This window comes from Acetobacter senegalensis, from assembly GCF_001580995.1.
Classification (GTDB): domain Bacteria; phylum Pseudomonadota; class Alphaproteobacteria; order Acetobacterales; family Acetobacteraceae; genus Acetobacter; species Acetobacter senegalensis.
This window is the reverse complement of sequence record NZ_LHZU01000130.1, coordinates 30520-43970: the sequence shown is the minus strand read 5'-3', so window position 1 is coordinate 43970 and position 13451 is coordinate 30520. Positions and strand designations below refer to the sequence as shown.

The following is a 13451-nucleotide window of genomic DNA, read 5'->3' as shown; positions in this document are numbered from 1 at the left end:
GGTTAGCGGACTGGTTCCAGTTATCACGTTTATTACGGCATATGGGTCACCCGCATTAAAGGCTGAATCGCTCCCAACATCTTCGGTAACAAACATGCCCGCTAATCAGACGCAATCTGCGATGACGGCAGCAAAATCATTTCTGACAACCCTTGATGCGCAGAAACGAGCCTCTGTGCAGTTTCCGTTTACCCCACTTAAACACGGCACCTTGGCCCGCTTCCGCAGGAGGGCACCCAACCAGCCCGTGCAACCCGTGACGGATGTGAAGGCCGCGTCCCCAACGGCACGCGGGCCGGGAATGGGGCCGCCGGGTGGTTTTATTGGTGAACAATACGGGATAGCAGTCTGGTCAAATTTTCCGGTCAGTGATGTGCCGCGTCCGGGCATAAGAATGGGGCAGCTAACAGCAACGCAGCGTGAAGCCGCGTTGCATCTTCTGGCCACCCTTCTGAGCACGAAGGGGTATCAGAAGGTTTTGGACATCATGGGGTCCGATCAAGCGCTTGCCGACGGTGGCACACCTTTTGCTTCAGGCAAGGCAGCCTATACCATTGCAATCTTTGGTCAGCCGTCAGAGACAGCTCCATGGATGGTTCAGTTCGGCGGCCATCATCTGGGATTGAATATTGTTATCGACGGTGCGCACGGCGTGATGACCCCAACGCTGACTGGGGCGCAGCCAGCACTCTATCAGGCCGGCGGCAAGACAGTGCATGTTCTGGCTGGTGAGAACGACAAGGCTTTCACGTTTCTGGACTCTCTGAACGAGAAACAACGCCAACAGGCTATTTTGAGCTACAAGGTAGAAGATCTGGTTCAGGGGCCAGGCCATGATGGTGAGACGATTGTTCCCGAAGGATTAAAGGGATCATTCCTGACAACTGCTCAAAAGGACATGTTGATGGGAGTGATCAGCGAATGGGCAGGAATCATTAATGATACGTATGCTGCACCACGCCTGAAGGAGATCAGAGGCGATCTGGACGAAACCTGGTTTGCATGGAGCGGTCCGACGACGCATGAACCGGGCCGAAATGGTTCATCCTACTACCGGATACAGGGGCCGCGCCTCCTGATCGAATTCTCGCCGCAAGGTGTCGGTGATGATCCCACTATGCATGTGCATACGGTCTATCGTGATCCGACAAACAGCTATGGCAGCCGGTTTACGCTCCCATGAGCCTTGGGAAAAAGGGGCTGCTCGCTGTTATCGCTCTCATGACGTCGTTTTCTTCGGCATCAGCGCATCGGCTGGACGAATATCTCCAAGCTACCACGATTGATCTGGCGCAGGATCTTATTACACTCCACCTAAGGCTGACGCCGGGCGTGGAGGTGGCTGAAAGAGTGCTCAAGCAAATTGACCAAAACGGCAATGGAATTCTTACACCCCAAGAGCAACATGCGTATGCTTTGCAGGTAGCCAAGGGGCTGTCTTTTTCGCTGAATGGAAAAACTCTCCCGCTGCGGCTGGCGATAAGCACGTTTCCCGCCATTGCCGAACTAAAAGCAGGAACCGGCGTGATCAGTTTGCAATTTAACGTCCAGACTTTTCTAAAGAGAGGCTCATATCATCTGGCCTATCTCAATCATGGCTCCGGTCCTGATACAGTCTGGCTGGTGAACTGTCTGGTCCCTCATGACCCATCTCTACATATTTTGGGGCAAAAGCGATCAGTCGATCAGGCATCCTACGCGCTCGATTTCTTGATTGACTAAGACGAAATCTCCGCTCGTTCATCCTTATGAATTTGCTCTCATCTGATAGTTGTTTCTTTGGTAATCAGATGAAGACGCTCTCTTAATCTCTGTGAGGTTGGGAACACACGTCCTTCGCCCATTGCTGGGGGCAGGGTAGGATGCTGCCACATATGTTATGGTGACGGCTACTGCAATGTCGCCTCTTCATGAGGGAGGCTGCATGCTAAACAGCACGACAGATATTATAGTGATCTGAAATTTCTGACTGATCATACTCTTGAACGGAAAAGCAGAAGGAACTTACTTTGCATAATGCGGATTTTAGTTCGTGGCATAGCACCCTGATAACCATTATTGGGCTGGTCTTACTCACTTTGCTTGGCGTAGGTGTTCGGCTGCTCATGATGCTGACAATTCAGCAGCGCAGAGAACGTTTAAACCGGCAAATCAATGAGCGCGTCAAAACGTTGATTGCGGCTTATAAAACATTGGGAGGCTCCTTTACGGGCGATCTTAGCGTTAGTCCGCTCCACTTAAAGGATATAAAAGAGCGTAACGGTGACGTACCGGATATAGCCTCCCTTGAGCTATCAGGCAGTTCGGAACGTGCCCGGCGCATCCGAGACGCGGTTGAATCCGCTCTTTCAGATATCATTCTCCTTGGAACAGAAGAGCATGTACGTCTGGCCGTGCGGGCTGCCTCTGAGCTAGCTCAGGGCCGAAATGTTCATACACATGATCTGGTTGTGGCTTTGCGAGATTTCATTCGTAAAGCACTGGATATTGAACGCATACCGTCGGACCTTGAGCTTCCCCGCCAAGGCCCCAGCCGCCCTTCCGGCGGCTCCGGAGGGCGTGAAAAAGGAGCAGGTAGTCAAGATGGCGGAGGAAAAGGTGGCGGCGGTGCTGGAGGAATGGGAGGAGGAGGCACGGGCGGAACTATGGGTGGTGGCCTTTCGGCCGATGGAGACGCGGACACTTCTACCAGCCATCACCCATAACGTGCATGATGGCACTTCGGCGATGATTGCTACTTTTTTAAGTAATGTTACTCTCCGGTCCACACGTTAGGCTTGTCGCAGCAGGTGAGTGCTTGCACGCACCTGGAGAGATCGAAGAACCGTTTTTTTGAACTCCTGTTTCCTGATTTCAGGGTTATGGCGTTTTGCCTGACATCGGGAGATAACCAACGTTCCGTAGGGGGCGTCAAAGCGATTGAACAGACCATTGATCGCACCCGCCTGTGTCATACGCTCGCGAAAGAGCCAGACCGTTTTGGCATCCGGTACCCGGTCCGACAGGCCCAGACCAAGGAAACGCATAAAAGACTGGCGGTCGTTGATCAGGTATTCCGTCCGCTCGTCTGAAAGGTTGTTCAGCGTCTGGATCATCAGGATTTTGAACATCAGAACTGCATCAAAGGGCGGACGCCCGCCTTTGCTTCCATCCGAATAGGCCAGAGCCTGATCCAGATCAGGGCGGAACACCTCAAAATCCACAGTCCGGGAAAAGGCTTCAAGCTGATCGCCAAGCCCGCTCAAACTTCAACATCAAAGAAACCCGGCTGCTTGATTATTCATCCACCCAATCACCACAGGTGGCATGGAATCACAGATACGCACACAAAACCACGGAGTTTTTAGAACTCTCCAGGTCTCATTTTTCATTCCGCAATTTGAGAAAAACATATATTTGTGTTGAAAAAATAAAACAAAATAACCAAAAAGCGAAATCGTGTATGCATTTATGTCCATCATGAATAAATAAAACAAGCATGCATAAAAAAGAAGTAATACAGACAGCGGCGGATATTTTATATCTATACATGGTCATTTCTTAACTCTCCAACGCAATGAATATGACTGTATTATGACAAATTTGCAATAGAATATATGAAAATTTAATCCCAGCAAACAACGTGGGCGAACATATGATCGTCAGCAGAATGGAGGCATCAACCTGAACTTCCGGTCGATGGAAGCATGGGATTTATAACCAAAGAACGGGATGGCGAGATCCATTGAGGGGATCGTTCCGTCATTCTGCCGTTTCGCCTTGGTAAATTTCAGCGTTCAGCGCGCATGGCGGTCCTTGTGGGACAGCTTCGCCGTTTTGTCCTTCCATGCCTGAGGAATACGGCCGGCCCGGAGATCAGCCTTCTCAGCGTTGGTATTGCGCTGCTTTGGAGCCGCCACCAGCGTTGCGTCCAGGATCTGGCCTGACATTGGGAGATAACCAGCGTTCCGCAGGGTTGCGTCAAAGCGATTGAACAGCCCAATCACCATAGGAGGTATGAAATCATAGACACGCATATAAAACCATAGGGTTTTTAGAACCCTACACCTCATTCAACATGAGTAAGAAGAGTAAAAAACTCTATGCGCTTTCCAAAGTTACGAATGATAGACCACGGAAGAGCATCTCAATTATCTTTCAAAGAGTAATGATAACCAGATGTAATACCCCGTCATCGCGCAGGAGAATGGTATTTGTATTTTCCAGCAAAACATCGTCCACCACAATGGAGCGAGGTGTGTTGTTGCTTACTCCGTTAGGGTTTTTGATCAGGAGTTTATACTGAGCACTTCGCCAGCGGAGTGTCACCTCAAATTCGGGCCATTCCCTGGGAATACAGGGGGTGATTAAAAGTTTTTCACCTTCAATGCGAATACCAAGAATGGATTCAATTCCTACGCGCTGCATCCATCCTGCTGATCCAGTGTACCATGACCAGCCACCTCGTCCATTGTGCGGGGGCTCAGAATAGATATCAGCTGCAACAACATAAGGTTCCAGTTTGTAACGGTCAGACTGCTCCTGCGTCAGGCTGTGGTGGATGGGATTAATCATGCTGAACAACGCGTGGGCCTGATTACCGTCACCCAACGCGGCAATGGCCATGACGGTCCAGAGGGCTGCATGCGTATACTGACCACCATTTTCGCGCACACCAGGCGGATAGCCCCGGATGTAACCTGGGTCGGGTGTCGCTTTATCAAAGGGGGGCGTGAGAACGAGGATCAGTCCGTCATCCGGGCGAACGAGACGCTGAAGGGCGGAGTGGATGGCGTGGTGCGCCCGTTCTGGAGAGGCCGCGCCGGACAGAACAGCCCACGATTGTGAAATGGCATCAATCTGGCATTCCGTGTTGTTATGAGAACCGAGAGGGGTGCCGTCATCAAAGTAGGCACGGATATACCAGTCTCCATCCCATGCACGTTCCAAGGCACAGGCGAGTTTTTCCGTGTGGTTCTGCCATCGTGTAGCGCGTACGGTATCATGGCGTTCAAGAGCAAGAGGGATAAACGTCTTGAGCGTGCTGTAAAGGAACCAGCCAAGCCAGACGCTTTCTCCACGGCCTTGTTCTCCCACCCTGTTCATGCCGTCGTTCCAATCCCCGGTGCCCATTAACGGTAGTCCGTGCGTGCCAACGGAAAGGCTATGATCAAGTGCTCGGGCACAATGCTCGAACAGCGTGGCTTTTTCAGAAGAGAGGGCAGGAACCATAAAGTGGTCATGTTCTGTCAGGGGGAGAGGAGGGGCTTCAAGGAAGCCGACCTTTTCGTCCAGAACCGCGGTCTCTCCTGTGGTCACAACGTAATGGGCAACAGTGCAGGCAAGCCAGGTGCAGTCATCGGAAATATGGGTGCGCACGCCTGCACCGGTTTGGGGAAGCCACCAGTGTTGGACATCTCCTTCAGGGAACTGACGGGATGCAGCACGGAGAAGATGATTCCGAACAAGCGCCGGAGAGGATAAGGCAAGCGCCATTCCGTCCTGAAGCTGATCGCGGAAGCCAAAGGCTCCACTCGCTTGATAAAACCCTGCGCGTGCCAAGACGCGGCTGGAGAGGGTCTGATACAAAAGCCAGCCATTCAGCATGATATCCATGCTTCTATCAGGCGTTCTAACCTGAACGGCATGGCATATTGTGTTCCATTTTTCCGTAACCGTTTGAAGAACGACATCAAGATCTGCATTACGATACTGGGTGATAAGATTTCTTGCTTCGGTCTCATCCGCAGCTTCCCCCAGAAGAAAGACAATTTCCACACGGCCATTTGCAGGAAGAGTCACAAGAGTTTGCGCGATACCACATGGGTCAAGCCCTGCTCCTGTCACGCTTTGCAAGCCATCTGGATGCGTAAAGGCTCTGGGATTGTCCAGTGAGCCATTACGCCCAATAAAACCAGTCCGATCACCAGCAATTGTTGTGACGTAGCTACCAAGATCGGCGAACGCCACGCGGGCCCCATATGTGTCATCCCAACGGTTTTTCGCAAAAAGCGCCCCCGTTTCAGGGTCAGTTTCCGTTGTTATGAAAGATGCAGCTTTCGTGCGGGAACTCCCCAGCACCCATTCCACATAGCTTGTTATGGACAAGGTGCGGGGATGTCCGGAAAGGTTATGAAGCTGAATGCGCGAGAGCTTTACAGGATCTATTGTCGGGACATACTGCAGCAAGGTGCTGGCAATACCGTGGGCTATCCGCTCATACCGCGTATAACCTCGGCCATGATGGGTGACATAAGTCGCTGCGGCATCTCGTCGCGTGGCCGCTGTCAGACACCAGAGGGTACGTGTTTCTTCATCACGAAGGTAGAAAACTTCTCCTGGCGGGTTGCTCACCGGGTCATTGGACCAAGGTGTGATCTGATGTTCCCGGCTGTTGAGTGCCCATGTATGGCCACTTCCCTCTGCCGTTGCCTGAAAACCAAAGTTCTCGTTGGCGATGACATTAATCCAAGGAGCTGGCGTCGTTTTTCCGGGCGCCATCACCACAACGTAGGCCTTACCATTGTCTGCAAACCCACCGTAACCATTGAAGAATTCCAATTCAGGAATACTCGGAATATCAAACACTTCCGGAGTAGAAGATGAACTGGGTAGAAAGGATGGCGGGATTTGAGCGGCTAGGGATTCAGCCAGATCAAGCTGTTCTGCAAGACTATCCCTTGCTTTTAAAACAACGCGGGCGACAGACAATAGCAACGCCAAAGCGCTTGGAGCAAGAAGGTTGGTTCGCAAAATGCGAACCGAGCCACCGCCTGTTGCCGCTTTAGGAAGAGAACGCACCAGATTTTCCAGCGAGGTCTGAAGATCCTGCATATAAGAAGACGGATGATCGTTTAGAATAACAAGATCAATAGCCAGTTGTTTCAGGCGGAAATATTCATGTGCCAGCAGGATCTGCCGAACAATATCTGTATCTGTATTTTCCTTCACACTCAGAACAACAAGAGGAAGATCGCCTGAAATGCCATGTTCCCACAACGCCTTCTGTGGACCGGCTCCGAGCCTGATTTTTTCGGAAGGAGCCCGCAAGGAAGAACCAGAGAAGAGAACATGCGCAGCCAGACGTTGAAACAGATCTGCCTCAGGGGGGGTAATATCGAGATGCCTTAACTGGATCTGTGCCTGTGTCCAGGCAAGTGTCCTTACACGGTCAAGAGCGGCAGCGTCCTTGTGCGTATCTATCAGGTCAAGAAGCTTTTCGCGTGATGAGGCAGCCATTGTCCAGAAAGAAATCCGGGTTGTGCTCCCAGGTTTAAGTGTTGCCCGGCAGCGAAGAGAAAAAGACGCATCAAGAACGGTGCCTGTCCGCCCGGACAAAGCATTTTTCCCGATCATGGCAGCAGGTGAGCGAAGTGTTTGGCCTCGACCAATAAAGGCTGCACGGTCTGTTTCCATACTGACAGCAAGCTTGGAGACAACCAGATGTGCGACCCAAATTTCCGGCTCATCCGGGCTGCGCCGTCTGCGCGTCCCAATAAGGGCTTTGGTTTCGGGCAGATATTCAGTCTGCACGAACAGTTTCGTAAAGGCGGGATGAGCAAGATCCGCATCCTGAGAGAGTAGAGCCAACTCAGCATACGATGTGATATCGATTTCCACTGTCTCATGACCCGTATTGGAAAGCGTGAGGTGCCGGACCTCAGCATCATCCTCCGCTGAAACCATGATATCCAGCGTGGTTGTCATAAAGCCATCCCGGCGTGAAAATTCTGCACGATCCTCATGAAACGCGACAAGATAGTCATCTGGTATCGTGCCGCAAGGCTGGATACCAGATGACCAAATATAGCCTGTCTTTAGATTTTTCAGATAAAAATAGGCCCCGTAATGATCGAGAGTTCGGTCTTCTCTCCAACGGGTTAGCATTTGCCCTTGCCAGTTGCTGTAGCCAGAACCGGCAGATGTCAGCATAACGGTGTATCGTCCGTTTGAAAGAAGGTGTGTAACAGGCTCCTGCGTGTAAGCTGTGTCATAATAGCGGCCGGCACGCGCAGCCGTATTCGAAGCGACAGGCGGAAGAGCTTGTTCGGTAGGTAGAGGGCGGGCAACCGCACCCTTGTCAGGTGCACGTTCCTGCAGAAGCAATTCTGCAGATGCAATGACAGGATCATCATGAAAACGTGCTCTCATGATGCCGTTCAGGACGGTATCGGCAACGGCAAGAATGGACATTCCTTGATGATGCGCCATGTAAGCGTGAACAATCGCGACTGTCTGATCTTCCGGAACCCGCTCAGGAGTATAATCCAGCGCTTCATAAAATCCGTATCGACCGCGTGCACCGATTTTTTCCAGAATGATCAGGTTGGCCACGGCTTTCTGCGGATCAATCATAGCGGCCAGCATGGTGGCATAAGGCGCGACAACCATATCCTGTGCAAGACCGCGCTTCAGACCTAGTCCGGGTACGCCAAAATTTGAATACTGATAGGTGTATTCAAGATCACGCACGTTATACGCCGATTCAGAAATACCCCACGGAATATTCCTGCTTTGTCCGTAAGCAATCTGACGTTGAACAATCAGCGCATTGGTTTCCTGTAGAAGGCTGCCTATGGGCGCGCGCATGACCAATGAGGGCATGAGATATTCAAACATAGAGCCGGACCAGGATATAAGGGCTGCCCCGCTGCCAGAAGGCGTAATGGCTCGCCCTAACCGAAACCAGTCCCTTGCGGGCACATCGCCTTTGGCAATGGCAAAATAGACAGCCAATCGCGCCTCGGAAGCTAGAAGATCATAACAATTGCTATCCATAGCGTCTTCCGGAACCAGAAAGCCTATGGAGAGCAGTTTTCGGGAAGAATCTCTCAGGAAACTGAAATCCATGTCATCAGCCAGTTGACGGGCTTGGTGCTCCAGAGCCTGCAGGCGCCTCGATAGCCCTGCTTGCAGAGACGGACTGAGATCACGAAGATGGCTTTCCAAAGCACGCAAGGGAGTGGTAGCCCAGAATAAAGGGTCTGGAGACGATATTTCAGCCAGATTTTTAGCTGCTGGAAACAGATGCGCTGCATGCGTGGCAATCGTTTCAGCCCGTTTGATAAGAGCCGCCAAAGAACGATCTGTTTTATCTTTGGGAGCAGACAAAACATCACTTTTCAGTTTTCCAAGAGATCGAAGAAGAACACGCTGCTGTTTGGTAAGCGGCAGGCGCTCTCCGTTTCGGAAAGTTATTTCCATAATGGCGATTGTAATGCCATCAGAGAGCCCCGCCCGCCAGTCGTCACTGGGGGGTGTTTGGGTCAACCATTCCCGGCATGTGCTGGCAACAGTTATAAGATGGCCAGCCAGATTACCGCTATCAACTGTGGAGACATAAAGCGGGTTTAGGGGAGAAAGGGTTTCCGTACTATACCAGTTATATAAATGACCTCGATATTTCTGTAGTTTTTCAACTGTTTCCAGGGTCGCTTCCAGTCGCTCAACAGTCTCCTGCAGGCCACACCACCCAAAGTCTCGTGCGCTGATGGTGCACAGAAGATAGAGGCCAATATTGGTAGGAGAGGTGCGTCGGGCAAGAACGGGGCTTGGATCTTCCTGAAAGTTGTCTGGCGGCAACATATTGTCAGATGGCGTTACAAACGTTTCGAAAAAAAACCACGTCCGACGTGCTGCAAGGCGTAAGGTCCTGATGTCTGTTCTGGATGGACGAGACTGGGAGGGAATGATTGGAGAACGACTGGTCCATAAGGCAAGCGCAGGCGATAGACCCCACAATACCGCCAGAGGACCGGATAAAAGCAACGTCTCAGGTTCGGACCATGCGACGTAGGCTGTTATCAAACCTGCAAAAACCGGCGCAGGAAGCATCCGGATGTAATAGTCCTTCATGCCGGCTTCCAGTAGGCTGACGGTTTGAGCTGCTGGAACCCATTGCAACAGGAAACGGCGTGTTATGAACACGCGTACAAGTGTACGGCTTATCGCATCAAACATCAGAAAAGCCTGATGAGCCATAAAAGTCAGGTTAAGCGCAGTCATGATGCCAGCATTCGCTGCATGAGACGCAATGACGCTGAGATAACTACGAAGTGTGATCCATTCCCGCCTAGGAAAAATATAGGGCAATACCGGCAGGAACGCAGGGAGACCGGCCATCACAAGAACAAAAAGCGTCCAGATGGCTGCATTTTCAGGAAGAAGGAACCAGCATGCAAGCAGTGTGAGAAGCGTAAAAGGAGCCCAAAGAGTTCGGCGCAGATTATCAAGCATCTTCCAGCGTGCAATACCGGACAGACGGTCATGCGGGTGGGTTGTTTTGGCTGTACCTGAGATGATCCACGGAAGAAGTTGCCAGTCTCCGCGCGTCCAGCGATGAAGGCGTTGAGAGGAAACCAAGTAATCCGTTGGAAATTCTTCCACAACCTCTATATCAGAAGCCAGTCCAGCCCGTGCAAAAATACCTTCAAATAGATCGTGGCTCAGCAGGGAGGCTTCAGGCACACGTCCCGCCAGTGCTGCTTCAAAGGCATCAATGTCATAAATGCCTTTTCCTGCGTAAGAGCCTTCTCCAAACATATCCTGATAAAGATCTGATATAGCAGCAGAATAAGCGTCAATTCCGCTGGATGTAGAATAAATTTTTTGGAATAATGTGCTCTGATGCCCGACCGGCAAGGATGGGGTCACACGCGGTTGCAGAATAGCGTAGCCTTTTTCCACACGCCTTGTTTCCGGGTTAAACTGGGCGACGTTAAGCGGGTGGGCAATTTTCCCGACCAGTCGCCTAACCGTTTCCAGCGGCAGGCGTGTATCTGCATCCAGCGTGATGACGTAGCGGACACCCTGCGGTATGTGACGGTAAGGGTCTTCAAGAAACGTGGTGTCTGTTGCACCTCGGAGAAGGCGGTTGAGCTCATGAAGTTTTCCGCGCTTGCGTTCCCACCCCATCCAGACTCCTTCGCTCTCGCTCCAGATACGACGACGATGAAGAAGCAAAAACCTGTCGCCGCTCTCGCAAGAGCCAAAACGCTGATTGAACAGCTTTATACCGTCAGCAGCCTGTTGCAGAAGCACGTCATCGTCCGGAGCATGCTCATCATCAGAATCTTTCCAGTCTGACAGGAGTGCAAAATGAACACTTTTGTCATGAGTGGCCAAATAATGCATTTCCAGTCTTGCCAGAAGTTCCTTGATAGTTTTTTCATTCGTCAGAAGAACTGGAATGACCACTATAGTCCGCAAATGGCTTGGCACGCCTTGCAACAGTTCAAGGCCCGGCAGCATGGTGACTTTTACTGCCCGAAGAGCCAGCCTATTAATACAGGCTATGGCTGCTTCAGATGTAGGAATACTGGCACATATTATAATAACAGCTAACCAGAGAGGAGGAGAATACTGGCCTTCCGAAATGGAGATGGGGATACTGAGAAAAAAGAAGGAGAGAAGGAAAACAGCAATACTGTAGCCTGTAATTCCATGGCGGCAAAAATTGCGCACAAGCTTTCTGGAAAGAGGAGAACGAAATCCGATTTCTTCTTCAAGGAGAAAACGTTCTTCCATAAGAAGATAATAGCCAGGGTCACTTCTGCGCGGGTCAGCCGGATTTGTTGACTGTGCTTTCTTTGCTAACGCAATTGCACGATACGCAATATCAAGTTCTGATTCCTTGCTACCGAGCGCCAGATCTTCAATGGCTTTGCGATAAAGATCCCGGCTTGCAAAATCGGATTCCGTAAAGCTTGGGTAGTCTGCAAACGCCTTATCAATCAGGCATACCTGTTCAAATATCTCTGACCAGTCCTGCCCAGCAATCATCCTGAGACTGGTTATAATATTGCGAATTGTTGCGTTGAAAGCCCCTTGTTCCTGTAAATCATCCCGAACAGTATCTTCTATACTGCTTTTTTTGTCAGCCAGACGTTGCCCAAGCCAGACGAGAACCGGGTCTTTTTCTGCATCCAGCCTCCTTGAACGGTGAACAAGGCGTGCAACAAAAGCTGGTGTGAGCGTTACAGGGTCAACGGAAGCAAGAACCTTCTGAATATCTGGTTTCTTTTCTTTGCGAGTGTCCTCCAGTGTGTCAGCAAGACTATCCGCAGCGCGGCGGCTGTTATTATTTTCTATAATGGCATGCGCCGTACGGCGCAGATTTTCAATCAGAACAATACGTAATGTAATAGGAACAGCCCAAAGTTCTCCAACTGTAAGAGGCGAAACACTTTGATAAGCCAAAAGATAGCGGCATAAGATATCAGGTTGTAAGTGGCTGTCTGTATGCGCGATAAGGGCCCATGTGACACCAAACACGCGTGGAAGACCCTCAAAAGGCCCACTCGCCAATTTAGGGAGACGCGCATAGTAGGCAGGCGACAGATCAAGGCTTGTTTCCCGGATCTGCATGTCAATAAGCGCATAATTGTCGGCAAGCCATTGTGCGGCGGGCGTAAGTTGCTTTCCTGCTTGCAAGGCTTCAGTAATGGCAAGATCTGTTTTGCGGAGGAATACCCCATTTTCAGCAAGACGATGTTTTAAGGGGTGGCTGCTTGCGCTGGCTTTGTGAGCAATCGTCTGGGCGGTAGCCAAGCTACGAGCATGAGCCTCAAGACGTTCGATGCCGAAGATTTCACTTTTAATAGGCTTGCAATCATCTTGCCAATACTTCGGCATGTTCAATCTGAACATACGCCTCCATAAGGAGGTATTGGAGTAGCCGGAAGTAGGCCCTTCTTGCTCAAGGGAAGCCTTAGAAGCATCCATGCTGTTACTCCGTCCTATTTATGTGGAAAAATGAACTGTTTTTCTCGTTTTTGTTTTCAAAAAAATTATTTATTAAAGTGAGTTGTAAGATTTTTTAACTCTCAGGAACCTGTATTAGAAAGTAACTTTCTAAAAGAGTAATACTACCCAGATCAAAAGATCCATTTATTATAGCGGAAACTGTCTTTTCCAAGAAGGAGTGTTCATCAACAACTGTGCCGGAGACAATTTTGCTCATCATAGGCGGAAGTTTCACTGTGCTTCCTCCCTGATCACATAGCATCACAGAAGAACAAAAAATCTTGGGTTTTAGAGGAAAATCAGAGGCTGATTGTAATTAGGAACAAAGGGTCTAATGGCGCTTATAACGTGCGGGAAGACATATTGTTCCACGTTTTAGGCTGACCAGAAAAAAGAAACTCATAATTCGTTTGATCTGATCATGACGCTCAAGGCGTGTATGATATACGCAGTATATATTGCGGTCAAACAAACGCGTGAATTATCTGATCAATGCCAGCCATCGTGAGGTCAATGGTTAGGAAAACCTTATTCGAATTTTTAGCAATCAATATCAATAAGTTAAGATTTTAAGGTGATAAAAAAGGGGGCGGACCCTCGATATGGTTTTCCGGGTAGGGCCGAATGAGTGTGTGGCCCACATCCATACGGAAGAGTTGCTCTATACATGCCAGCGCTGATGAAGTGCGGTTGCACCAGATTACCTTTATGGTCTCTCGATCAGATGA

Annotated in this window: 4 protein-coding genes and 2 pseudogenes; 3 read left to right on the top strand and 3 right to left on the bottom strand. The window is 50.3% G+C overall.

Annotated features, from left to right (window positions below; all coding sequences use genetic code 11):
* The first annotated feature begins 94 nt into the window (after positions 1-94).
* From AD948_RS09030 to AD948_RS09020, 3 genes are all read left to right on the top strand, one after another.
* The gene (locus AD948_RS09030) at positions 95-1183 is read left to right on the top strand and encodes a DUF3500 domain-containing protein (protein ID WP_408736064.1); all 1089 of its coding nucleotides are present in this window, start codon (positions 95-97) and stop codon (positions 1181-1183) included.
* Entirely contained in the window at positions 1180-1722 is a 543-nt protein-coding gene (locus AD948_RS09025; protein WP_061471553.1) for a hypothetical protein, read from the top strand. The genes AD948_RS09030 and AD948_RS09025 overlap by 4 nt, the downstream gene beginning before the upstream one ends.
* Positions 1723-2009: 287 nt before the next feature.
* Entirely contained in the window at positions 2010-2705 is a 696-nt protein-coding gene (locus AD948_RS09020; protein ID WP_248845977.1) for a hypothetical protein, read from the top strand.
* A 163-nt stretch (positions 2706-2868) separates the two neighbouring features.
* On the opposite strand, the pseudogene AD948_RS09015 reads toward AD948_RS09020, so the two are convergent.
* From AD948_RS09015 to AD948_RS09005, 3 genes and pseudogenes are all read right to left on the bottom strand, one after another.
* Positions 2869-3280 (bottom strand): annotated as a pseudogene (locus tag AD948_RS09015) (transposase); the annotation flags it as partial.
* Positions 3281-3656: 376 nt separating this feature from the next.
* Positions 3657-3980: pseudogene (locus AD948_RS09010) on the bottom strand (IS5/IS1182 family transposase); the annotation flags it as partial.
* Positions 3981-4137: 157 nt separating this feature from the next.
* Positions 4138-12702, bottom strand: coding sequence for a GH36-type glycosyl hydrolase domain-containing protein (locus AD948_RS09005; protein ID WP_061471552.1), 8565 nt, complete (start codon positions 12700-12702; stop codon positions 4138-4140).
* Positions 12703-13451: the final 749 nt, after the last annotated feature.

Bases quoted from the DNA above. Each gene is read 5' to 3' on its own strand.
- AD948_RS09030 (WP_408736064.1), top strand. From the start codon at position 95: ATGCCCGCTAATCAGACGCAATCTGCGATGACGGCAGCAAAATCATTT.
- AD948_RS09025 (WP_061471553.1), top strand. From the start codon at position 1,180: ATGAGCCTTGGGAAAAAGGGGCTGCTCGCTGTTATCGCTCTCATGACG.
- AD948_RS09005 (WP_061471552.1), bottom strand. From the start codon at position 12,702: ATGGATGCTTCTAAGGCTTCCCTTGAGCAAGAAGGGCCTACTTCCGGC.